This window comes from Providencia sp. NPDC089933, assembly GCF_049545585.1.
GTDB lineage: Bacteria > Pseudomonadota > Gammaproteobacteria > Enterobacterales > Enterobacteriaceae > Providencia > Providencia huashanensis.
In genome coordinates this window covers 549,434-572,412 of the sequence record NZ_JBMWDT010000001.1, presented here as the reverse complement: position 1 = coordinate 572,412, position 22,979 = coordinate 549,434, and the positions used below count along the sequence as shown (strand labels likewise).

Here is a 22,979-nt window from a genome sequence, read left to right as displayed (position 1 = left end):
AAAAGCAACAAAAAAGCCCAATACATTGATTGGGCCTCTCAACATTAGTCCGATATACAGCTTAAGCGATACTGCGTTTCATAAAATCACGTGGCCGAAAACCGAGGGCGAACAAGGCAATAAAATAACTAGCCGCACCAATAACCACCACCATAATTAAACGTAGCATGCGCATTAGCATATTCCCTTCTTGCCATGATGGCATAAAGTGCAATACACCAAATAACACAAGCCCCATTACCACTAAAGCAACTAATAATTTAAATAGAAAACCTTTCCAGCCAGCTAGAGGTTGGAAAATATCTTGTTTACGTAATTGCCAATACAGAACACCGGCATTGAAGCACGCTGCTAAGCCAATAGACAAGGCTAAGCCAGCATGCTGGAGCGGCCCAATAAAAGCCAAGTTCATCAATTGAGTTAATATTAAAGTCACGATAGCAATTTTAACTGGTGTGCGAATATCTTGGCGTGAATAAAACCCCGGCGCTAAAATTTTCACTAAAATCATCCCTGTCAAACCCACACAGTAAGCCACTAAAGCATATTGTGTCATCAAAGAATCATGAGCTGTAAAATTGCCATATTGGAAAAGAGAAACCGTTAACGCTTCAGATAATATTGCTAACCCAAGAGCACAAGGTAGCGCCAATAGTAGACAAAGACGCAACCCCCAATCCATTAACTGACGATATTCATTCTGGTTACCGCTTGTGAAACTTTTCGCCAACGACGGCAGCAGAATAGTCCCTAAGGCGACCCCGAGTACACCAGACGGTAACTCCATCAGGCGGTCTGCATAGTACATCCAAGAAACCGAGCCTGACTGCAAAAATGAAGCAAAAATAGTATTAATAATTAATGAGATTTGCGCGACAGATACCCCAATAATAGCGGGTCCCATCATTTTCATTACACGCCAAACGCCGCTATCTCGAAATGAAAGACGTGGCAGAACTAACATACCAACCTTTTTTAAATAAGGTAGCTGATAGACTAACTGTAAAACCCCACCCACAAGTACTGCCCATGCAAGTGACATAATCGGTGGATCAAAATAAGGGGCAGCAAAAGCAGCAAAAATGATCATGCTGACATTGAGCAAGGTTGGGGCAAAGGCTGGAACAGAAAAACGGTTCCAAGTATTCAGGATTGCTCCCGCTAATGAGGCGAGTGAAATCAAAAAGATATACGGAAAAGTGACACGAAGTAAATCCGTTGTTAGGGCAAATTTACCCGCATCATCGGTAAACCCTGGGGCAGTTACATAAATAATCCAAGGTGCCGCCACCATACCAGCCACCGTCACAATTGCCAGTGCCAGTGTTAGCATCCCCGCAATATAAGCAACAAATGTACGAGTTGCCTCTTCACCTTGCTGATTTTTATATTCAGCTAATATAGGAACGAAAGCTTGAGAAAACGCGCCTTCTGCAAAAATCCGACGCAATAAATTTGGTAATTTAAACGCGACAAAAAAGGCATCAGCTGCAGCCCCAGCGCCAAAAACCCGAGCAATGATAGCATCACGAATAAACCCAAGCACACGGGACATCATGGTCATTGAGCTTACAGCTGCTAGCGATTTTAATAAATTCATGATTGATAAACTAAAAGAATACAATCGTATCAGTTTAACAGCGCCCGCTGCTACTGACTACGATTGAAAAGTAAATTAGGAGTTTAGGTATTTAAGCTTTATGGCGTCCCCACGCATCATCGGTTAATGCCGTCAAGACATGATCTCGCCATTCACCATTGATTTGTAAGTACTGCCTTGCATAACCTTCACGTTCAAAGCCCAACCTCGCCAGAAGGTTACCACTACGCATATTATGAGGCATATAATTAGCCATAATACGGTGCATTTTTTGATGCTTTTGCATATAACGCGTCACTTGCGTTAATGCCTCATACATCAAGCCATGACCTTGCCATTTCTCACCTAAGGAATACCCTAAATAACATGCATGAAATGAACCTCGTAGGACATTACTAAAGTTAGCAACCCCCATCACTTCATTTTCTTCTTTATCTAGTAAAAGAAAATGATAAGCACTTCCTTCACGGTGCATTTCATTCATCACTTGTAACCGGTTTTGCCAACCTGCGGGTTGATAATGTGAATTATCCCGCGTTGGTTCCCACGGCATCAAAAAATCTTTATTCAAACTATAATAATCAGCAAGTCGATAATTATCACGTTCATAAGTCAAACGAATAATCATTCTATCAGTAATAAGACGTACTTTAGGTACATTTGAACGATAACCAAACATCGTTAACCCTTAATTAATAATAAACCCTGACAACTGTTCTAGATTGTAATTTAAAGACCTAGGAGCATACATAAATATGTGACTAGACTTGTTTAACGCAACCAATAACACTGCGATGCAAAATATGGCGGCTATTTATCGATAAAAATAAATCATCAATAACCACCTTTACCCACGATAAAAAAATATCATCTATTGCCTCATATTATACTGATATTATTGACAAGTAACATTAAGGTTCCATCCCTCTTGGCTATTTTTCTAATGGTGTGTCATGGCGCAGGTGTCACGGGCAAGAAGCCTTGGTAAGTATTTCCTTTTATTCGACAACATGTTAGTTGTTCTCGGGTTTTTTGTCGTTTTTCCCCTTATTTCAATTCGATTTGTTGACCAGCTAGGTTGGGCAGCCGTAATCGTTGGTTTTGCCTTAGGCCTTAGGCAATTTGTACAGCAAGGTTTAGGTATTTTTGGGGGAGCTATCGCTGACCGTTTTGGCGCCAAGCCCATGATTGTAATTGGAATGCTGTTGCGTGCTAGCGGGTTCGCCGTCATGGCAGTTGCCCATGACCCGTGGGTTTTATGGCTATCCTGTGTACTTTCAGCTCTTGGCGGCACCCTGTTTGACCCACCCAGAACTGCGCTTGTGATCAAATTAACTCGTCCTTACGAACGTGGGCGCTTCTATTCTTTGCTGTTAATGCAAGACAGCGCTGGGGCAGTAATTGGTGCCTTAATTGGGAGCTGGCTTTTACAATACGACTTCCACTATGTTTGCTGGGTAGGAGCCGCTGTCTTTGTTATTGCGGCTATTTGTAACGCTTGGTTATTACCTGCTTACCGCATTTCAACCGTTAGAACCCCAATAAAAGAAGGTATGGCTCGGGTATTAAAAGATAAACGTTTTGTCACTTATGTTGTAACTCTAGCGGGTTACTTCATGTTATCTGTGCAAGTTATGTTAATGTTTCCTATTGTTGTTAATGAATTGGCAGGGACACCAACTGCGGTCAAATGGATGTACGCTATCGAAGCCGCGATATCTTTAACATTGCTCTACCCGATTGCGCGCTGGAGTGAAAAACATTTCCGCCTTGAACAACGCCTGATGGCCGGCTTATTTTTGATGAGCATCAGCATGTTCCCAATTGGAATGACAACTTCGCTCAATACATTATTTGCACTTATTTGCCTGTTTTATCTTGGAACCGTTACCGCTGACCCCGCTAGAGAAACTCTCAGTGCTTCTCTCGCAGATCCTCGTGCTCGTGGCAGCTATATGGGGTTTAGCCGCTTAGGCTTAGCATTAGGAGGAGCCGTCGGTTATACCGGAGGCGGCTGGATGTATGATATTGGCCATCAATGGAATATGCCGCAACTACCGTGGTTTTTATTAGGCATTATCGGCTTTATTACTTTATGGGCACTCCACAAGCAATTTAATCGTAAAAAAATAGAAACAGTCATGTTGAGTGGGCAGTAATACGCTAAACTAGCAGTATTATTGTAAAAGGAGTCATTATGAAAAAATTTTTATTGGCGACAATGATTGGCTTTCTCACTTTGTTGACTGGCTGTAGTCAATTATCTGAATTCAGTATTAGTGAATCACAAATTAATAACTATCTGGCGAACAAAGTAAAATACGACCACAAGGTTGGGGTAACCGGCTTTGCAGATGCGGATATTCAACTGGCGAATTTAAAATCAGAAATTGGCCGCAGTGAACCGGGGAAGATAGCACTAACTGGGGATGCAACCGTTAAATTAGACTCCCTGATTGGTAAAGCGGAAGCGCAAATTAACCTCACGCTGACCGCCCGCCCATACTTTGACGCACAAACAGGCTCTATTTACCTAAAAGAATTAAATATTAGCCAATATACGGTGATGCCAGAAAAAATGGACACCGCAATGTCAGCCGTTATCCCTTATTTGAATAGCTCCCTTGAAACATTTTTCGAAACTCAGCCTGTTTATGTATTAAACCCAGATAACGGTGCAGCTGAGGCAACCGCTAAAAAATTAGCGAAAGGCTTAGAAATAAAACCCGGTAAACTGGTCATTCCATTAGTTGATTAGTTATCACCATAAATTATTTCGATTGAGAAACGCATTTAAGGCAACAGAGAAATCTGTTGCCTTTCTAGTTCAATCAAAAATATTAATCAATGCATGAGAATAATAGGCTAAAACCGGCCTCTCCTGATGTGACCCTGTCACAATCACTCTATTTCTGAATCCAACTCATCACGTAAAGCAATAACAGCGTCACGAGTAATTTGTGCCAGCGTACGATAAAATGCCGTTTTGGCGTGAGCTTCAACTTTACCTAAAAAAGTACCATACCAACTTAGGATATAACTATCGAATAACTCTTCTTGAGCGGCTATTTCATCTTCCGCTGCTTGGTCTTCCAACCACGATGCTGCCAGTAATAAAGCCCCAAATGCGTCTGTTGGTGCATCGGTTAAAGACATGCCTCTCACCGTTAAAAACTCACGGACCTCTGCCTCAGTGATTTCAGAGTCGTAATCATTCGCTAGCATTGATACTGCCGGCACTTCACCCGTAAATAACGCATGATAATCCGCACTAATGGCTTTGACATCTAACCCTGTTGACATACGAGACCAAAGTTCATCTTGCTCTAATGGCCATGATGCTTTCAGTTTATCTTGTGCGATCAGGTCAATCAGCGGTTTAACTAGGCTGTCATCAGGGCTACGTTGAAATAGTGTGCCTAAAATACGGCAAACGATTGAAAATTCGTTCATATACATTTTCCTATTTTACAAATCAATAGCCACATCGTCGTGACCAACGCAATGATCTTTTAGTATATCGAAAAAATAGGAAATATATTAGGTAAGAAAAAGAGGAATAACCTCGACAGGTGAATAAATAGAAACAAGATAATAGCGAGTGGCTCTTGGTATACACCGCCCCACTCGCAATAACAGAACAGTAATTAATAACCGCGCTGCATATCAACAACACCAACTGGGGCTTCACCCGCTTCGATACGCTGAATATTACTGGTAATCATATCCATCGCTTCATTAGGTAGCGTAAACGCCGCGACATGTGGCGTAATGGCAATGCGTGGATGTGTCCAAAATGGGTGCATTTGCGATAATGGCTCGCTAGCAAACACATCTAGCGCCGCACCAGCAATTTGCCCTGAATCAAGCGCTGAGAGTAAATCTTGTTCAATTAAATGTGCGCCACGTGCTAAGTTAATCACATATGCGCCTTTTTGTAGCTGGCTAAATAATTGCTGGTTGAGAATACCAACCGTTTCAGGAGTACTTGGTAATAGGTTGATCACCACACGAGTTCCTGCAAGGAAGCTTGCAAGCTGCTCATGGCCATAATAACTCTTCACTTTATCAAGGTGTTTTTCAGAGCGGCTCCATGTTTTGACGTGGAAACCAAAGCTAACTAGGCGCTTAGCCACCGCTTGCCCTAGAGCACCAGCCCCCATCACACCAATAACAAATTCGTCATGTTGATACGCTGGCAATTGTTTCCATTGGCGCTGTGATTGTAACTGCCGGTATTCATCCATACGACGGAAGTAAGATAAGACTTTCGCACAGGCATATTCTTCCATTTGAATCGCCATCCCCGTATCTTCTAACCGCATAACAGGCACCCCAGCCGGTAATGTCCCAGGGTTATCGTGCTCCTGTTTTAAAATAGCGTCGACACCTGCACCTAATGCAAAAATCCCTTTTAAATCACTACGCCCAGCTAAACACTCATAAGGGGGTAACCAAACCATGGCATAATCAGCTGCTTGATTATCCCCTTTTTCCCATTGACGAATATTAGCTTGTGGTAATCTAGCACGCATGCCTTCAATCCACTGTTTTGAATCAAAAAATGGATGGTAAAATAAAATATTCATGGCGACTCCTCTTCGGTTTCTAACAGAGTGTGCCGAATGGCTTTTCTTTTCAAGTTAATCAACCTTATACAGCTCACTCTATAAGAATTTTGTTAACTAGCTAACGGTTTTCACTCTCCCTTCTTGCAGTTCAAAATTAACATAACAAATATCAGTCACCCTAAAATATAACAATTAAGATTAGATAATAATCAAATTGATTTTTATTTAGCTAAACAACCATAAATGTGGGAAAAAGAATAAATAGATAGTTGACGCAAGACGCTATTTTCCCTATAGTAGCGCCCCGTTGCAGAGCAGGTTTTTATTACCTACTCCACAACGGATATAGCAGTACAGATTTAGAAAAACGGTGAGGTGTCCGAGAGGCTGAAGGAGCACGCCTGGAAAGTGTGTATACGGCAACGTATCGAGGGTTCGAATCCCTCCCTCACCGCCATTTTTCTTCTAGTTTTCCCTTTCTTCTTTATACAAAACTTCCTTTTCTTGCCCATTTTTAGGGCCAATACCGATACCTCTTTCATGGTACTCGCGGCTAATGTCTTCCCAAAGTTCAGCATTTTCCACCCCTGCTACTTTTGGGTCGAAAACAGGGTCAATTCCCAGTTTTTCTTGTCGTTCATAATCCCGTAAAGCACGCAATGCAGGTTTCGAAAGAAAGACTATCGCGATTAAATTGAGATAACTCATACTACCAAAGCCAATATCGCCTAAACTCCACATTAGGCTAACTGACTCCACACTTCCCATAAAGACGATAATTAAAAATACAAACTTAAGGATCAATTTGAGTACTGGATAAGACAGCTTCCTATCAAGGTAAACGATGGTTGTTTCTGCAATATAATAGTAAGCCATCAGTGTTGTGAAAGCGAAAAGGAATACGGCAATTGAAACAAACCCTGACCCGGCTGAAGTAAATACTGTGGATACCGCCATTTGTGTCCACGCCGTTCCTGCGGCCACTCCTGGGACATATTCAACTAATGCTGTTGCAGAACCGTCAGGGAACACATTGTACATATTGGTCACGAGGATCATCAACCCTGAAGCCGTGCATACCACAACTGTATCAATATAGATTGAAAAGGCTTGGATCAAACCTTGTTTAACCGGATGGCTCACTTCAGCCGCCGCAGAACTGAATGTTGCCTCACCTGCACCAGCAACATTAGAAAAAACAGCTCGGCGTACCCCCCATGAAACCGCAGTACCGATAATTCCACCAAAAACAGCATCCATCCCCATTGCACTACGGAATATCAAGCTAAACATTGCTGGGACTTTCTCATAATGGCTACCTAAAATAATCACCATCATCACGATATAAGCAAGAGCCATAATCGGCACAATTTTATCCGCAGCACTCGCAATACGCTTGACGCCACCAAAGATTAACCACGCCATTAGCACAGTGACGATTACACCTGTCACAATCGGAGGGAGATTGAAAGATGTTTGGAAAGCATCTGCGATGGTATTGGCTTGAATACCAGGAACTAATATCCCATAAGATAAACAAATGACAGCAGCCACCACGATTGCAAACGGTTTTAACTTTAAACCTTTTTCAATGTAGTAAGGGGAGCCGCCTCGATATTGGCCATCAGAACGTTGCTTATAAATCTGAGCTAATGTTGACTCAATAAAAGCACTAGCCCCTCCTAATAGCCCCATGACTACCATCCAAAAAATAGCACCGGGACCACCCGCGGCAACGGCGGTTGCGACCCCAGCAATATTACCAACACCAACGCGACCAGATAAAGCTAAGCAAAATGCTTGGAATGAAGAAATCCCATCCTTTGATGCTTTATTTTCCTTTAATAAACAAACCATTTTGATGATATAGCGAAACTGTACTCCACGTGTCGCTAAAGTAAAGTAAAGCCCCACACCTAGCGATAATATGACTAATGCATTACCCCAGATGTAACCAACGATTGTATTAACGATGGCTTCCATTTTGTACTCCTTCGTTATTGTAATTGTTTATTGTGTGTTTGCAGGGGAAAAAAAACCTGAGCCCTTAGAGCTCAGGTCAACGTTATTTATTGGTGAATAAACCAGATAACTTTCTTTTGTGTATATTGTTCGAAAGCCTCTAACCCATTATCTTTACCGCCAAAGCCTGATTGCCGGAAACCTCCAAACGGCGTAGCGATACTACCCTCACTGAATCCGTTTACCGAAACCGTTCCTGCATTAATACGACGGGCAACATGCATAACTCGATGAATATTCTGACTATAAAACGAGGCCGCTAAGCCGTAGTGCGTATCATTCGCTAAAGCAATTGCTTCATCATCATTTTTAAATGAAGTGACTGCTAAAATGGGCCCGAACACCTCATGTTTAAACAGTGACATTTGGGGAGTAACTTCATCAAAAATTGTCGGCTCAAGATACCAGCCTGAACCTATCTCATGATGGACTTTTCCACCTGTAACGAGTTGACCTCCTTCTTTTATTGTTATGTCTAAAAACGATTGAACCTTCTCAAAATGCGCTTGTTCAATCATAGGCCCTATTGACACCTCAGCCTGTCGTGGATCACCCAATTTCCATTCTTTCAGTGCCATCGTTAGCTTTGCTAATAGTGGCTGTTTAATACTTTCATGTACTATCAGACGAGAACCACAGCTACAGTTTTCACTCATATTCCAAAATGCAGCGGCCAAGATATGCGGAATTGCAGCCTCTATATCTGCATCTTCGAACACAAGTTGCGGGCTTTTACCACCACACTCAAGAATAATTTCTTTTAAGTTACTTTCAGCCGAATACTTTAGAAACAGGCGCCCTACCTCAGTTGAACCAGTAAAGGAAACAACATCAACATCATTGTGCCGCCCAAGTGCCTCACCGACTTTTTCCCCTAAGCCGCATACAAGGCTTAGTGCCCCTTTAGGAACACCCGCTTCATAGGCAAGCTCGACCAAACGATAAGCACTTAACGATGTTAGCTCCGCCGGTTTGACCACCACAGAATTACCCACAGCAAGAGCTGGCGCAACCTTCCATGCAAACATTTGTGCTGGGAAATTCCACGGAAGTACTGCCCCAACCACGCCAATAGGCTCATTAACAATCAGCCCTAGCTCTTGCTGACTAGTTGGTGCAATTTTACCAAACAGCTTGTCGAGAGTTTCAGCATACCAATAGAAAGTTTCAATGGTGGCGGGTAAATCCGTATTTAAACATTCAGTTATTGGTTTACCTGCATCAACACAATCCAACGCAGCTAACTCCTCGCTGTGCAGGCTAATAAGATCAGCCCATTTAAGCATTACAGCTTTACGTTCTTGAGGGGATAGGTCACGCCAAATTCCCTTTTCAAACGTGTTGCGAGCCACTCTTACCGCAGCTTCAATATCTTGGGCATCCCCATCTGCGATATACCCAATGAGGCTATTATCAATCGGCGTACGGTTTTCTAACTTATTATTATGATTTGCATACCCTTCAATCAAATTGCCCGCCCATAATTTCCCTTGATTAGCGCGTTCGAATACCTGTTCTTGAGTGATTTTCATTCTGTGATCCCCCAGCTACGATTTGACTAATTTGATAAATTCATTACGTGCTGCAGTTGCTAAATTTGATAATGGCAAGCGAACAGGTCCCGCAGTAAATGAGCCATTTAAGCAGCCAGCTTTAGCTTTTTGGTTATAATCACCTGATTCCATAGAATAAATTGCTGGGTATATGGTCTTCATAATTTGCTTGGCTTTATCCCAATCCCCTAATTGAGCAGCCTCATAAATTGCCACCTGTTCAGATGGGAATACATTACCTGCTCCAGCAATCCAACTTTTAGAGCCCCAGAAGAAAAAGTCCACAGGCTGGTCATCACAACCGCAGATCACTTCAAAGTTTTTAAATGACGTTTGGAGTAAATGAAGTGCGCGGCTAAAACTACCGCTGCTCTCTTTGATAGCGACAATGTTGTCAATTTCTGCCAACTTCATCACCGTATCAATTTCAATTTCTATACCAATACGAGCAGGGAAATTGTACATAATAATGGGTAATGAGGTTGATTTTGCTACTTTTTCATAGTGGGCATATACCCCTTGTTGATCGGGTAGACTATACGGAGGCGGTGATAACATTAAACCTTCATAACCGAGGTTTTTCGCTTGTTCAGCACGTGCGATTGCTCCCTCGGTTGACAAATCGTTAATGCCAGCAATTAGTGTCACACGCCCTTTGGCGATTTTGCTGACCGTTGATAATACGGTTTGGCGTTCATCTTCATTTAATGCGTAATATTCACCCGTTGTTCCGCACACGACTAAACCAGTGACGCCCTTTGCAATTAACTGCTCCGTTAGTTCTGCTAATCCACTAATATTTAATGATAAATCATCGTGAAATGGAGTGACTAATGGTACAAGAATGCCATGAAAGTTCATTTGAATTATCCTCAAAATTTAAAGAAAACGCTCAATAGAAAACGGACTACAATCGACGGCTGTCGGCTGTTCATGAATAAAACAATTAACTATATCTGCGGTGATAGCCGCTTGGGTTAACCCTAGGTGTTGGTGCCCAAAGGCAAAGATATACGGGCCTTTGTGGTCAATTACGGGTAAAGAATCTGATGTGGAAGGGCGAAACCCCATCCACGGCGTTGATTCTTGGCTATTAAGCGGGGTGGTTAGCATCGGCTCTGCTAAGGGAAGAAAATGATGAGCACGTTGCATATTCGGCGGTCGTTTTAACCCTGCATATTCAACAGTACCCGCAAGGCGTAATCCCCCAGCCATTGGGGTCATAATAAAACGCCTATCCATACTTGAAACAGGAATATTCAGCCGCCGCCCCTCCTGCGGCAACATTAAATGATAACCCCGCTCAGTTTCTAGCGGAACATTAATGCGACTGACCATTCTGACTAATGATTTAGAAAATGCGCCGCCTGCGATCACGACTTTTCGTCCTGAAAATACGCCTTGCGTTGTTGTTACTGTCGCTTCCAAATTTGAAGTTGAAGTAATTTGCGTTACTTCACAGTGGGTTAACACTCGGCCACCCAAATTGATAAACGACTGAGTGAGCCTTGAGTGCAATTCTGCTAAATCAATAACATGCCCAGTATCAGGGTAGAAAATCCCTCCCAACTGGCTTGTTGATAGAGCTGGCTCACGCTGCAATAGTTCAGCTTGTTGAATTAATTGGTTTTTAACACCAATTTTTGTAAGGTATTCACTATGTTCACCCAGCTTATCAAGGGTTTCATTTTTTTCTGCAACCAATAACGACCCTTCCATTTTAACAAGGTCACTAAGTTGCCATTTTTGAATAAAAGTTTGCCACGAATCAAAAGCAGCACGATTCAACGTGGTCAATGTACGGTGGATGTGTGTAAAAGGCTTGTGACGCATATTACCCACCAGCTTACATAACCATGGTGTTAACGGTAATAAGTAGCGCCAATCTAAACGTAAGGGCCCAAGCGGGTCGAGAAGCATTTTCGGAATGGATTTTAACACTGCAGGGTCGGCAATAGGAAATACCTGTTCAGTTGCAATATGCCCTGCATTACCAAACGAAGCTCCAGAGCCAATTTCATGTTTATCAATGAGCAACACATCCGTACCATTAGCTTGCACACTTAGTGCAATACTTAAGCCAATAATACCACCACCGATCACGACTACAGGATATTGATAAGCCATACCATTCCCCTACGAAACCGAAATGCCAAAACGGAATGGGTCTTGCTCATCAATAAGCAAGGTATTTTGACCACTAATGTAAGCGTTGCCTCTAATCGTAGGGATAATCCCATTCGCATCAGCATGCTGAAAACTAGCTTGAAATTGGCTTCCGATAACACTGGCTTGATGCCACACTTCACCAGCCACTAATTTTTTATCCGCAGCAAGGCAAGCTAGTTTTGCACTTGTTCCCGTACCACAAGGTGAACGGTCATAAGCGCCCCCAGGGCAAAGAACAAAACTTTGACTGTTCGCTGTTGGGTGTGAACTAAATAACTCAATATGGTCAATTTCTTGGTTATCTTTACCAAAAACTTTTTGGTCTAATAAGGCTTGTTTTATTTTTAAACAGATTTCTGTCAGTAGGTTTACTTGTTGAAAATTGACTGCAACAGGCGAATTTTCAACTAAGAAAAACCAATTCCCTCCCCAAGCGATATCTCCAGTGATGGTGCCAACTTCAGGGACATCAATCTGTACACCTTTACGATAACGATATGAATAAACATTTTGAATACTCACACTGCCATCCTGATGTAACTCGGCGGTGACTTCGCCTACGGGGGTTTCAATTAAGTGTTTTCCATATGAAATCTGCCCTAAAAAATGCAATGACGCGACTAAGCCAATTGTGCCGTGACCGCACATGCCTAAGTAACCTTCATTGTTGAAGAAAATAACACCAGCTGCGGCAGCTGGGTTTTGCGGCTTACATAGGAGTGCGCCGACAAGAATATCGTTACCTCGAGGCTCTAAAATGGTTGTACGACGCCAATCATCATGATGCTCACGCAGTAACTCTAATCGTGCAGCTATACTTTCATTTCCCAACTCAGGGAAACCGCCGATCACTAAACGCGTTGGTTCTCCGGCGGTATGAGAATCTATAACTTCAATTTTTTTATAATGAGATTGCATTTGTTAGCACCCTATCCACTTTAATTGTTAATAGAATGCTTGATTTTTGTTAACAACTCTTGATATCTTTCCAATCAACTTATGCGTTTTTCTGCACAATCTCAAAATATTTAAGAAAATTAGTTAAATTAATTTAAGAACCGGAGAACAGCATGATCAATTTAAATAAATTATTATTGATTAGTCAGGAAAATATGCTTTTTCCCGTTGATAATATTGATACTTTGCTAAACCACCTAGGTTTAGTGATGCCTCTTATAAATACATTGCCTAATGTGACTTTCTTTGTGAAAGACCATAATGCAAAGTATTTACTTGCGAATGATAATTTAGCCACTCGCTGTAAAATTGAGCATGTTAACCACGTAGTAGGTAAAAGCGCTGAAGATATTTTCCATTCTGAGTTAGGCCAAAGTTATAGTTCACAAGATTATTTAGTGATGGAAAAGAAAATTAGTGTCATCAATAAACTTGAACTTCATCTCTATAAAGCAGGTTTACTGGGTTGGTGTTTAACCACTAAAGTTCCTATTTTTAATACGAATAACCAAGTCATTGGGGTTGCTGGTATTTCAGTTGACCTTCAAGACGCGAAATCAGTGAGTCCAAAACTAAACAACCAACTTAGTCGAGTTGAACGCTACATTAGCGATAACTTTGATACTGCGATTAAAATGACAACGCTTGCGGAAATTTCCGGCTTATCTCTATCCCAATTGAATCGCCAATTTAAAGCTATTTTCTTGATCACTCCTCAGCAATATATTCAAAAAAAGCGTCTTGAACATGCTATTGAATTATTGGAGGATAATTATTCAATCACTGAGATTTCCAGTAAATGTGCCTATGCTGATCACAGTGCGTTTTGCCGTAAATTCAAAGAAATGACAACCATGACGCCTAGCCAATTTAAACGGATGCGAGCAGCCATAGACAGACAAAAAATAATTGCCTAATTAATACTGAACTACTCAGTAAAGATTAGATAATGAAAGTTATTTAACATTCATTGATAATGTTTATTTTATATTTTAATTCAATGAGTTAGTTAACGTCCAATCTCAATTTCTACTCTATTCTCCCTTTTCTATAATATTAACTTAAGATAGCTCTTATTGTGGCTTAAGATGGATCGCGTATTGATATGTCACAAACCTGCATACTATTCGCAGTGATAGGAAAGGATAAACCAATGACAATTTATGATCTGAAACCTAAATTTCAAGATCTACTCCGCCCGCTAGTACGTTACTTATTTAAAGCCGGTGTGACAGCAAACCAAGTGACTATAGCCGCGTTACTTTTATCCGTAATGGTCGGTGCTGTTTTATTTTTCTTCCCCAACCCTCACTTGTTTGCTTTATTACCTTTTATTTTGTTTATTCGGATGGCATTGAATGCGATTGATGGCATGCTAGCCAGAGAACATCAGCAAAAAAGCAACCTTGGTGCATTTTTAAATGAGCTCTGTGATGTCATTTCTGATATCGCTTTATACCTACCATTTATTGTTATTTTTCACTCGTCCTTCTGGTTGATATTATTGATTTTAGTACTGTCAGTATTAACCGAGTTCATCGGTGTCATTGCCCAAGCCATTGGTGCATCACGACGCTATGACGGCCCTATTGGTAAAAGTGACCGTGCGTTTATTTTTGGGGCTCTAGGGTTATTGGTGAGCATATTCCCACAAATAGCCTTATCAAACTGGGTTATTTACCTGTTGGTTATTATGTCATTGTTGCTGTTTTATACCTGCTATAACCGTATCCAGCGAGCACTTGCTCAGTTAAATACACCACTGGATAATAAATAATTAAGGAATAATTATGAACGTTCAGACAGATTATCTGACGCAACGCTCCGTTACCGAATCACACTTTACAACTAGCGACCATACCTCTATTTTTTATCGCTATTGGCCAACTGAAACCCCCACTCAGAAAGCTATTGTCTTATTCCATCGCGGTCACGAGCATTCAGGGAGAGTGGCTCATTTAGTTGATGAATTAAATTTACCTGACTTTGCAATGTTCGCATGGGATGCTCGTGGGCATGGTCGAAATGACGGCCCGAGAGGTTATAGCCCCTCATTAAGTACATCTATTAGTGATGTAGATGAATTTATTCGCTATATATCTAGGCAGTATCAGATACCATTAGAAAATATCATTGTTATCGGCCAAAGCGTTGGCGCAGTGCTCGTCTCCTCTTGGGTACATGATTACGCCCCCAAAATCCGCGCAATGGTATTAGCTTCCCCCGCATTTAAAGTTAAATTATATGTCCCATTTGCACGTACTGGCTTAGCTTTAATGCAAAAAGCTCGTGGTTTGTTTTATGTTAATTCGTATGTAAAGGCAAAATTTCTCACCCATGACCAACAAAGAATTGATTCGTTTAATCGTGACCCTTTAATCACTCGCCCTATCGCTGTTAATATTTTACTCGAACTGTACAAAACGGCCGATAGAATCGTCGCAGATGCAGGTGCGATTACATTACCAACCCAATTATTTATTTCAGGTAGTGATCACGTGGTTCACCATCGCCCTCAACACCAATTCTTTGAAAAACTGAATACACCAATTAAAGAAAAACATGTGTTACCCGGTTTTTATCACGATACGTTAGGCGAAAAAGAGCGCCATATTCCTATTGAAAAAATTCGGGATTTTGTCGAAAAACTGTTTAGTTTTCCCCTTTATCAACATAATTACCAATATGAAGACACCTGGAGTGTTAGCGCAGAAAAATACCGCACTCTAATGACCCCGCTCCCTAAATGGTGCCCTAAAAACCTTATGTATAAAACCATGAGCAAATCCATGAGTACGCTTGGAAAAGCCTCTGAAAGGATACGTATTGGTTATGACAAAGGCTTTGATTCTGGTTCAACACTGGATTATGTATATCGTGATAAAGCCCAAGGAAAAGGCTTATTTGGTCGTATTATTGATAGACAATATCTCAATAGCATTGGCTGGCAAGGAATACGCCAACGAAAAGTAAACATTGAAAACATTTTACGCCAAGCTATTCGTGAGCTAAGCGAAAATGGCATACCTGTTCGGATCATGGATATTGCTGCTGGCCAAGGCCGTTATATCTTTGACGCTATTAATGATTATGGCAAAGTCGAATCTGTTTTGTTACGCGATTATAGCTCAGTCAATGTTGAACAAGGCCGTTTACATATTAAGCAACGTTACCTTGAGGATAAGATCCAGTTTATAGAAGGTAATGCATTTGATGCTGACTCCTTAGCTGCGGTAACACCATCACCAACGATAGGTGTAGTCAGTGGTTTATATGAGCTTTTCCCCAGTAATGAGTTAATTAAGCAATCATTAAATGGGCTTTCTCGTGCCATACCTTCAGGCGGTTTACTTATTTATACTTGCCAGCCTTGGCACCCCCAAGTCGAAATGATCGCGCGCGTACTACCAAGCCACCAAGGCGGCCAAGCATGGGTAATGCGTTGCCGAAGCCAAGGCGAAATGGATACATTAGTTGAAGAGGCAGGTTTTGAAAAATTAAACCAATCTATCGATAACTGGGGTATATTCAGTGTATCTATAGCTAGACGCCGCTAATTTACTTTCATAGTAAGTGATTGATAGTATGATTAATTTCGCCATCAATCACTTACCTTTAGCGGCCGTCATTATTGGTTAACATCAACGCTGTTATGTCATGAAAGCTGATTTGAACCGACCTTATACAACATATATACCTATTTATATGGCTATTGTTTATCATTAACCTATTCGTACTTTAAGGAAGATAGCAAAGGACTATGACTGTAATTTCTATTCCTAAACAAGCACCATCACGACGTCAAATTATATTATATGGCTTGTTATGGCTCGCGTTCTTAGCCCCTTTTTTCTTTCTAACTTATGGCCAAGTTAATGCTTATACCGCAACATTAAACCATGTCCCTTCCGTTGTTTTTTCTTGGGAGCCAGAGATCCCTTTTATCCCTTGGACGATCATTCCTTATTGGAGCATCGACCTTCTATATGGGCTATCGCTATTTATTTGCACAACTCGTAAGGAACAAACGATACACGGGTTACGACTCGCCATTGCTTCGGTTGTCGCTTGTATTGGTTTTTTATTATTTCCCCTTAAATTTAGTTTCTCTCGCCCAACGACAGATGGCCTTTTTGGCTGGATGTTTGATAGCTTAGAGTTATTTGACCTACCCTTTAACCAAGCCCCATCATTGCATATTATTTTATTATGGATCTTATGGTTACGATTTCGTGCTCATACACCTAACAAATGGCGTTGGTTGCTCCATAGTTGGTCTGTATTAATTTTAATTTCAGTTCTCACTACTTGGCAGCACCATTTTATTGATGTAATAACTGGCTTTGCTGTTGGCATCATAATTAGTTATTTGTTACCTATGCATACCCGCTGGCAATGGCATTACACGGGTTCTCCTCGTAGCTTCAAAATGAGTAAAAATTATGGCCTAGGGTCAATATTTTGTTTTGCTTTAGCTTTTTTTATTCAAGGTACAGCATGGTTATTACTCTGGCCTGCAATAGCATTATTTTTTATCACTGTAGGCTATTTGGGAGCCGGCGCTAGTGTCTTCCAAAAAACCCCCGACGGCAAAATTTCCCTTTCAGCCGCTATCCTCTTACTGCCTTATCGGCTCATTGCTTGGGGAACCTATCATTACTTTGCTAAACATTGTGCACAACCGAGTATTATCAATGCGTATATTGTTTTGGGAGGGCGCCCGCTTTATCCTTTGCAAACACAAGCCGTTTTAGATATGACTTGCGAATGGCCTCGCAATACTTATAGCGAAGGGCAAGCTTACTGTAGCCAACCACAAATTGATTTGTTACCACTAAGCGCAGAAGATATCGAAAAATCAGTACATAGCATGGACCAGCTAGCAAAATTTGGTACTGTTTACATTCACTGTAAGCTAGGCTATTCACGTAGTGCTACGGTTGCTGTTGCATGGTTAGTCCACCATGGTGATGCAACAAACATAGAAGAAGCAATCGCGTTAGTTGAACAAGCACGGCCACAAGTTATTTTGAATGCGGCAACGAAAGAACAACTAAACTATTGGTATACACAATATCATTTAAATAGAGTGGCATAATGAATACTTTGATGGATAAAAATCATGGCGATATAATTATTGCTTTCACTAATAGCTGGCGCTATTTAGCAACGGGCTCCTTTTTATCCTTTATTTGTCAGTTTAGCCTATTCCTCTGTTTAAATTATAATAAATACTATTTATTTATTGCCATAATTATATTTATTATTAGTCATTATTATATTTATCGACTTTGGTTAGATAACCATTTCTTTAAAATTATCTATCACCAAGAAAACACCAAAGCCTTTGATAATACTTTAACTTTTCTATTTCCTAGGAAAACCAAAGACAGAAGTATGGAGCAACGCTGGTACGGCACCAAACAGCTATTTACCCGGGCATTACTGTCAGTACTATTACTTTGGTTATGGTTATTAATTACTGTAGTTACATTATAAGTAAATTAATTAGTGGCGATTAATATATTATTTACTATTAATCCCCACTAAAAAACACTAATTAAATATAATTTAAACCGGCAAAATTAAATAGGCGAATAAAATAAAACTGGCTATTTAACATTATAATATAATGGCTTTTTTTACTTTCACCACTGAAAACGTTATGATAATTGCAGATTCATTGATACATAACAGTTTTTTTCAGGTTGCTAAGCGTATCATTATAGATACATTTTCGTTTATTTTTCACCCTGTTATTTGGTAGGGTATAATGAGTACAAAAAAAATTAATAGTTTGCGCCCTTTTAGTGCGCTGATAGATTCTTGTTGGAAAGAAAAATATACCGTTGCCCGCTTAGTTAAAGACTTAATCGCGGGGATTACCGTTGGGATTATCGCAATCCCTTTAGCTATGGCACTAGCGATTGCAAGTGGCGTTCCACCGCAGTATGGGTTATATACTGCAGCAATTGCTGGGGTTATTATTGCCATAACTGGTGGGTCGCGCTACAGCGTTTCAGGGCCAACGGCTGCTTTTGTTGTAATTTTATACCCAGTATCGCAACAGTTTGGGCTAAGTGGGCTACTCGTGGCAACACTGATGTCAGGTATCATACTCCTTGCCATGGGCTTTGCTCGTTTTGGTAAATTTATTGAGTATATCCCTGTTTCCGTTACTTTAGGGTTTACCTCAGGTATCGCAATTACCATAGCAACCATGCAAATAAAAGATTTCTTTGGCTTGCAAATGGAACATGTGCCTGAAAACTATGTTGATAAGCTAATTGCGATTGGGAACACATTTCCAACGCTCCAATACAGTGACACACTCATTGGTTTATCAACCTTATTAGTTCTTATTTTTTGGCCAAAATTAAAATTAGCCTTTCCGGGGCATTTACCCGCTCTGGTTGTTGGTACTATCGTGATGTGGGTACTTTCATTATTTGGTCAAGAAGTGGCGACTATAGGTTCTGAATTTAGCTATTTACTTCCGGATGGCACCGAAGGTAATGGTATTCCGCCTATTCTTCCACAATTTATTTTACCGTGGGAACTCCCAGGAAGCTCACCAATTAGCTGGGGGATGATCACCGCATTAATGCCAGCCGCCTTTTCTATGGCTATTTTAGGTGCAATTGAGTCCCTACTTTGTGCTGTTGTATTAGACAATATGACAGGTAAAAAGCACCATTCAAATAGTGAACTCATTGGCCAAGGTATCGGGAATATTGCAGCGCCATTTTTTGGCGGTATCACAGCAACAGCAGCCATTGCACGCTCTGCGGCTAACGTACGTGCTGGAGCGACATCGCCAATATCTGCCGTGATCCACTCAATATTAGTCATACTCACCTTGCTCGTATTGGCTCCAATGCTTTCTTACCTACCACTCGCAGCAATGTCGGCTTTACTATTAATCGTTGCATGGAACATGAGTGCGGCTGGTAAAGTGATGTACCTAATTAAGCGCGCTCCAAAAGATGACATTATTGTATTAGTTCTTTGTATGTCTTTAACCGTGCTATTTGATATGGTTATTGCTATTACCGTTGGTATCGTTCTTGCTTCATTGCTGTTTATGCGTCGTATCGCCAACATGACTCGCTCAACACAACTTGCTGAAACCGATGAAGAAAAAAGCCGCTTAGTCGTTCGTATTAATGGCCCATTGTTCTTTGCCGCAGCCGAACGCATTTTCGATGAGCTACGGGTAAAAAGTGAAGGCTATGAAAGCATTATCATGCAGTGGGATGCTGTACCAGTTCTTGATGCGGGTGGTTTAGAAGCCTTTGAAAAATTCATAGAAGCGGTACAAAAAGATACACATATTTTAGTCTGTGATATCCCGTTCCAACCATTAAAAACATTAGCTCGCGCTAAAGTTATACCTATTGAAGGTGTATTGAGTTTCCATAACTCAATGGATAATGCATTGGAAGCAGTTAAAGAAATAGAGCAGAGTAAGGCGCCCACCCAAAAGTGACCCTGTAACAATTTAATTCTTTACTCTCGAAACCGCCACGTTAAATCACGTGGCGGTTTTCACATTAATATTCTAAACAAAACATTTCGTTTCCTGCTTTTTTACCTTTCTCACAAGCAAGTTCCCTAAGTTTTTTAGCTTTTTTCGGATCAATTCTTACCGTGCCTGTATTATCTTCAGAAAATTTAAATGCAGCCATCCATTCCGCATAGCCGGGATACGTCATATCATCAGCCTTATCAAACCATTGCTGCGCTTGTTTTTCATCTTTAGGGACACCTTGACCATCTAAATAGATAACCCCTAACCAAATTGGAGCAGTAAAATAATCAGGATTATTAAGAGCAACCACTTCATTAAGTAAATTCACTGACTGCGCGTAGTCTGTTTTACCAGCAGTTGGGTTAATTAAAGACTCTGCTAGGCTAATTTTCCCTCTAATACTGCCCAACTCAACCGCTTTTTTTGCATTTTTCCTTGCTTCAATAAACTCATCTTTAAAATAACTATCATTTAATAAGCTAATATCAGCCAATAATGCATATCCATCCGCATTACCATTCTTAGCTGCTTCATTGGCCCACAAGCGAGCACTATTGAGGTTTTGTAAAACACCTAAACCAGAAAAATACATCTCGGCTAATTGATATTGTGCTAATGCATCATTATTAATTGCTTTTTGCTGTGTCTGGGTAAAAACCTGCTTATCTTCGGGTGTAATATCTAGTTGAGCAACAGAATGAAAAGAAATAAAAAAAACAGAGGATACTATAATAGCTGTGTGATTTATCCGTAACATAAAATACTCTCATTAAAATAAATTAAAGTGCAGAACCTTGCCCGCCATTTTTTAAAAAATACTGATATAAATTATTCATTCCAACCCAATGATTTTCACACCACAAAGGTGCCAATAAGGTAGGTTTCCTTGCGCTAGCACTAATGCGGTGATAAACAATTTCAGGTGGTGTATAACGGATCATTTCCCCTGCAATTTGAGTATATTCATCAAGAGAAAGTGTTGCTAAGCGCCCTGCTCTCCAGCTTTTAGCCATCACACTGCCTTCGACGATATGTAATGGATGAAGTTTAATGCCATCAGTACCACAATTGAGTACTTTTTCGAGTGTCTGCATGTTCATTTGCATATTCTCACCCGGTAAACCACAAATTAAATGGGTGCAGACTTTTAGCCCTAATCGGCGGGCTTTTTGTGTAGTCTGCTGATAAGCAGCAAACCCATGACCACGGTTAATGCGATGCAATGTTTTATCATGGCCGCTTTGTAGTCCTAGTTCGAGCCAAATTTCATAGCCTTGTTCTTTATATTCGCTCAATAAAGATAATACAGAGTCGGGAACGCAGTCTGGACGAGTACCAACACACAGGCCAATAATATCCGCTTGCTGTAATGCCTCTTCATATAACTTCTTGAGTAGGCTCACTTCTGCATAAGTACTTGTATAAGCTTGAAAATAAGCAAGATAGCGCTTTGCTCGAGAAATGCGGGAGACTTGATGATTAATTTGCTCGCTAATTGTTTGCGAAGATTGGCTTTCATCTGAAAAGGAAGCGACATTACAAAACGTACAACCGCCTCGACCGAGAGTACCATCACGGTTTGGGCAACTAAAACCACCATGTAACGTGATTTTATAAATTTTTTCACCATATCGACGCTGTAAATCAGCGCCGAACATGGAAACAACTTCAGTTAGTTGCATGTCACGTCTGATTTAGCGACTTGTATCTAACTCAGGGAAGCTTTTAACAACTTCATCAATTGCTTTCATTTGCTTCAGGAATGGTTCTAATTTATCTAAAGGCAGTGCTGATGGGCCATCACAACGTGCATTGTCTGGGTCTGGATGCGCTTCAAGGAATAACCCGGCGATCCCCACCGCCATACCCGCTCTAGCTAACTCTGCAACTTGCCCACGACGACCACCCGATGCCGCTCCAAATGGGTCACGACACTGTAAGGCATGCGTCACATCGAAAATGACAGGGCAACCTTTAGAAGATTGAACCATCACGTTAAAACCTAGCATATCAACGACTAAGTTATCATAACCAAAGTTTGCACCACGATCGCAAAGAATAATTTTATCGTTACCGCCTTCAATAAATTTCTCAACGATATTACCCATTTGCCCTGGGCTAATAAATTGTGGTTTCTTAATATTAATGACTGCATCCGTTTTTGCCATAGCAGCGACAAGGTCGGTCTGACGCGCCAAAAAAGCAGGTAATTGGATAACATCGACCACTTCAGCTACAGGTGCAGCCTGTGCCGGTTCATGGACATCCGTAATGATTTTAACGCCAAAGGTTTGTTTCAGTTCTTGGAAGATTTTCATCCCTTCTTCAAGACCTGGTCCACGATATGAATGTATTGATGAACGATTAGCCTTGTCAAATGAGGCTTTAAATACGTAAGGGACCCCCAGTTTTTGCGTCACAGTGACATAATGCTCACACACTTTCATCGCCATATCACGAGATTCAAGCACATTCATTCCGCCAAATAACACAAACGGCAAGTCGTTCGCGACATTGATATCACCAATATTGACTACTTTCTGTTGCATACTCTTACCTTTAATATTTAGACAGGC

The 22,979-nt window shown here is 40.9% G+C and carries 20 protein-coding genes and 1 tRNA gene; 9 read left to right on the top strand and 12 right to left on the bottom strand.

All coding sequences use genetic code 11. The features are described from left to right. Nucleotides 1-61: 61 nt before the first annotated feature. Both murJ and rimJ read right to left on the bottom strand, forming a co-directional pair. Nucleotides 62-1,600 (bottom strand): murein biosynthesis integral membrane protein MurJ, encoded by a 1,539-nt coding sequence (gene murJ / locus ACPEH5_RS02940; protein ID WP_042843914.1) that lies wholly within the window; start codon nucleotides 1,598-1,600, stop codon nucleotides 62-64. Nucleotides 1,601-1,691: 91 nt separating this feature from the next. Then, nucleotides 1,692-2,279, bottom strand: a complete 588-nt coding sequence (gene rimJ / locus ACPEH5_RS02935) for a ribosomal protein S5-alanine N-acetyltransferase (protein ID WP_129465867.1) — start codon at nucleotides 2,277-2,279, stop codon at nucleotides 1,692-1,694. 274 nt (nucleotides 2,280-2,553) lie between these two features. On the opposite strand from rimJ, the gene mdtH reads away from it, so the two are divergent. After that, nucleotides 2,554-3,759: a multidrug efflux MFS transporter MdtH gene (mdtH, locus tag ACPEH5_RS02930; protein WP_042843916.1), complete on the top strand. Its 1,206-nt coding sequence runs from the start codon at nucleotides 2,554-2,556 to the stop codon at nucleotides 3,757-3,759. A gap of 38 nt (nucleotides 3,760-3,797) precedes the next feature. Then, entirely contained in the window at nucleotides 3,798-4,358 is a 561-nt protein-coding gene (locus ACPEH5_RS02925; protein WP_042843917.1) for a lipoprotein, read from the top strand. A 143-nt stretch (nucleotides 4,359-4,501) separates the two neighbouring features. Here ACPEH5_RS02925 and ACPEH5_RS02920 read toward each other — a convergent pair whose 3' ends face one another. Together ACPEH5_RS02920 and ghrA are read right to left on the bottom strand one after the other, a co-directional pair. After that, complete coding sequence (locus tag ACPEH5_RS02920) at nucleotides 4,502-5,053, bottom strand: TorD/DmsD family molecular chaperone (RefSeq protein WP_042843919.1); 552 nt, start codon at nucleotides 5,051-5,053, stop codon at nucleotides 4,502-4,504. Nucleotides 5,054-5,247: 194 nt separating this feature from the next. After that, a complete protein-coding gene (gene ghrA / locus ACPEH5_RS02915) occupies nucleotides 5,248-6,189 on the bottom strand; it encodes a glyoxylate/hydroxypyruvate reductase GhrA (protein WP_129465866.1) in 942 nt (313 codons plus the stop codon). Nucleotides 6,190-6,540: 351 nt separating this feature from the next. On the opposite strand from ghrA, the gene ACPEH5_RS02910 reads away from it, so the two are divergent. After that, nucleotides 6,541-6,628 (top strand) — tRNA-Ser (locus tag ACPEH5_RS02910). A gap of 8 nt (nucleotides 6,629-6,636) precedes the next feature. Here the strand turns inward: ACPEH5_RS02910 and ACPEH5_RS02905 are convergent. The 5 genes from ACPEH5_RS02905 to ACPEH5_RS02885 all read right to left on the bottom strand — a co-directional run bounded on the left by ACPEH5_RS02905 (nucleotide 6,637) and on the right by ACPEH5_RS02885 (nucleotide 12,833). Next, entirely contained in the window at nucleotides 6,637-8,154 is a 1,518-nt protein-coding gene (locus tag ACPEH5_RS02905) for an alanine/glycine:cation symporter family protein (RefSeq protein ID WP_042843921.1), read from the bottom strand. Between the two features lie 86 nt (nucleotides 8,155-8,240). After that, nucleotides 8,241-9,725, bottom strand: coding sequence for an aldehyde dehydrogenase (locus ACPEH5_RS02900; RefSeq protein ID WP_042843922.1), 1,485 nt, complete (start codon nucleotides 9,723-9,725; stop codon nucleotides 8,241-8,243). A 15-nt stretch (nucleotides 9,726-9,740) separates the two neighbouring features. Beyond that, entirely contained in the window at nucleotides 9,741-10,607 is an 867-nt protein-coding gene (gene dapA, locus ACPEH5_RS02895) for a 4-hydroxy-tetrahydrodipicolinate synthase (RefSeq protein WP_281110849.1), read from the bottom strand. Between the two features lie 18 nt (nucleotides 10,608-10,625). Continuing rightward, the gene (locus ACPEH5_RS02890; RefSeq protein WP_166684891.1) at nucleotides 10,626-11,873 is read right to left on the bottom strand and encodes an NAD(P)/FAD-dependent oxidoreductase; all 1,248 of its coding nucleotides are present in this window, start codon (nucleotides 11,871-11,873) and stop codon (nucleotides 10,626-10,628) included. Nucleotides 11,874-11,882: 9 nt separating this feature from the next. Further along, on the bottom strand, nucleotides 11,883-12,833 hold the full coding sequence (locus ACPEH5_RS02885) for a 4-hydroxyproline epimerase (RefSeq protein WP_129465864.1): 951 nt from the start codon (nucleotides 12,831-12,833) through the stop codon (nucleotides 11,883-11,885). Between the two features lie 152 nt (nucleotides 12,834-12,985). Between ACPEH5_RS02885 and ACPEH5_RS02880 the strand changes: the two genes are divergently transcribed. The 6 genes from ACPEH5_RS02880 to dauA all read left to right on the top strand — a co-directional run bounded on the left by ACPEH5_RS02880 (nucleotide 12,986) and on the right by dauA (nucleotide 20,361). Beyond that, nucleotides 12,986-13,789 carry a helix-turn-helix domain-containing protein gene (locus ACPEH5_RS02880; RefSeq protein WP_181469252.1) on the top strand — a complete coding sequence of 268 codons (804 nt, stop codon included), beginning with the start codon at nucleotides 12,986-12,988 and terminating at the stop codon, nucleotides 13,787-13,789. Nucleotides 13,790-14,025: 236 nt separating this feature from the next. Then, nucleotides 14,026-14,649, top strand: coding sequence for a CDP-alcohol phosphatidyltransferase family protein (locus ACPEH5_RS02875; protein ID WP_210831957.1), 624 nt, complete (start codon nucleotides 14,026-14,028; stop codon nucleotides 14,647-14,649). Between the two features lie 13 nt (nucleotides 14,650-14,662). Continuing rightward, on the top strand, nucleotides 14,663-16,429 hold the full coding sequence (locus ACPEH5_RS02870) for a bifunctional alpha/beta hydrolase/class I SAM-dependent methyltransferase (protein ID WP_281110847.1): 1,767 nt from the start codon (nucleotides 14,663-14,665) through the stop codon (nucleotides 16,427-16,429). 203 nt (nucleotides 16,430-16,632) lie between these two features. After that, complete coding sequence (locus ACPEH5_RS02865) at nucleotides 16,633-17,970, top strand: phosphatase PAP2/dual specificity phosphatase family protein (RefSeq protein ID WP_048607111.1); 1,338 nt, start codon at nucleotides 16,633-16,635, stop codon at nucleotides 17,968-17,970. Further along, on the top strand, nucleotides 17,970-18,371 hold the full coding sequence (locus tag ACPEH5_RS02860; protein ID WP_198861353.1) for a hypothetical protein: 402 nt from the start codon (nucleotides 17,970-17,972) through the stop codon (nucleotides 18,369-18,371). The genes ACPEH5_RS02865 and ACPEH5_RS02860 overlap by 1 nt, the downstream gene beginning before the upstream one ends. Nucleotides 18,372-18,645: 274 nt before the next feature. Beyond that, complete coding sequence (gene dauA / locus ACPEH5_RS02855) at nucleotides 18,646-20,361, top strand: C4-dicarboxylic acid transporter DauA (RefSeq protein ID WP_129465861.1); 1,716 nt, start codon at nucleotides 18,646-18,648, stop codon at nucleotides 20,359-20,361. Between the two features lie 64 nt (nucleotides 20,362-20,425). Here the strand turns inward: dauA and ACPEH5_RS02850 are convergent, their stop codons facing one another. Genes ACPEH5_RS02850 through kdsA form a run of 3 tightly spaced genes read right to left on the bottom strand, consistent with a single transcriptional unit; the run spans nucleotide 20,426 to nucleotide 22,952 of the window. Continuing rightward, nucleotides 20,426-21,160 (bottom strand): tetratricopeptide repeat protein, encoded by a 735-nt coding sequence (locus ACPEH5_RS02850; protein ID WP_129465860.1) that lies wholly within the window; start codon nucleotides 21,158-21,160, stop codon nucleotides 20,426-20,428. Nucleotides 21,161-21,182: 22 nt separating this feature from the next. Continuing rightward, entirely contained in the window at nucleotides 21,183-22,085 is a 903-nt protein-coding gene (locus ACPEH5_RS02845) for a TIGR01212 family radical SAM protein (protein WP_210855190.1), read from the bottom strand. Nucleotides 22,086-22,097: 12 nt separating this feature from the next. Further along, entirely contained in the window at nucleotides 22,098-22,952 is an 855-nt protein-coding gene (kdsA, locus tag ACPEH5_RS02840; RefSeq protein ID WP_042843935.1) for a 3-deoxy-8-phosphooctulonate synthase, read from the bottom strand. Between the last annotated feature and the right edge of the window lie 27 nt (nucleotides 22,953-22,979).

Coding starts and splice junctions, on each gene's coding strand:
- ACPEH5_RS02850 (WP_129465860.1), bottom strand. CDS start 21,160: ATGTTACGGATAAATCACACAGCTATTATAGTATCCTCTGTTTTTTTT.
- ACPEH5_RS02925 (WP_042843917.1), top strand. CDS start 3,798: ATGAAAAAATTTTTATTGGCGACAATGATTGGCTTTCTCACTTTGTTG.
- kdsA (WP_042843935.1), bottom strand. CDS start 22,952: ATGCAACAGAAAGTAGTCAATATTGGTGATATCAATGTCGCGAACGAC.
- ACPEH5_RS02920 (WP_042843919.1), bottom strand. CDS start 5,053: ATGAACGAATTTTCAATCGTTTGCCGTATTTTAGGCACACTATTTCAA.
- ACPEH5_RS02870 (WP_281110847.1), top strand. CDS start 14,663: ATGAACGTTCAGACAGATTATCTGACGCAACGCTCCGTTACCGAATCA.
- ACPEH5_RS02880 (WP_181469252.1), top strand. CDS start 12,986: ATGATCAATTTAAATAAATTATTATTGATTAGTCAGGAAAATATGCTT.
- ACPEH5_RS02865 (WP_048607111.1), top strand. CDS start 16,633: ATGACTGTAATTTCTATTCCTAAACAAGCACCATCACGACGTCAAATT.
- ACPEH5_RS02905 (WP_042843921.1), bottom strand. CDS start 8,154: ATGGAAGCCATCGTTAATACAATCGTTGGTTACATCTGGGGTAATGCA.
- ACPEH5_RS02890 (WP_166684891.1), bottom strand. CDS start 11,873: ATGGCTTATCAATATCCTGTAGTCGTGATCGGTGGTGGTATTATTGGC.
- murJ (WP_042843914.1), bottom strand. CDS start 1,600: ATGAATTTATTAAAATCGCTAGCAGCTGTAAGCTCAATGACCATGATG.
- dauA (WP_129465861.1), top strand. CDS start 18,646: ATGAGTACAAAAAAAATTAATAGTTTGCGCCCTTTTAGTGCGCTGATA.
- ghrA (WP_129465866.1), bottom strand. CDS start 6,189: ATGAATATTTTATTTTACCATCCATTTTTTGATTCAAAACAGTGGATT.
- ACPEH5_RS02845 (WP_210855190.1), bottom strand. CDS start 22,085: ATGCAACTAACTGAAGTTGTTTCCATGTTCGGCGCTGATTTACAGCGT.
- rimJ (WP_129465867.1), bottom strand. CDS start 2,279: ATGTTTGGTTATCGTTCAAATGTACCTAAAGTACGTCTTATTACTGAT.
- ACPEH5_RS02885 (WP_129465864.1), bottom strand. CDS start 12,833: ATGCAATCTCATTATAAAAAAATTGAAGTTATAGATTCTCATACCGCC.
- dapA (WP_281110849.1), bottom strand. CDS start 10,607: ATGAACTTTCATGGCATTCTTGTACCATTAGTCACTCCATTTCACGAT.
- mdtH (WP_042843916.1), top strand. CDS start 2,554: ATGGCGCAGGTGTCACGGGCAAGAAGCCTTGGTAAGTATTTCCTTTTA.
- ACPEH5_RS02860 (WP_198861353.1), top strand. CDS start 17,970: ATGAATACTTTGATGGATAAAAATCATGGCGATATAATTATTGCTTTC.
- ACPEH5_RS02875 (WP_210831957.1), top strand. CDS start 14,026: ATGACAATTTATGATCTGAAACCTAAATTTCAAGATCTACTCCGCCCG.
- ACPEH5_RS02900 (WP_042843922.1), bottom strand. CDS start 9,725: ATGAAAATCACTCAAGAACAGGTATTCGAACGCGCTAATCAAGGGAAA.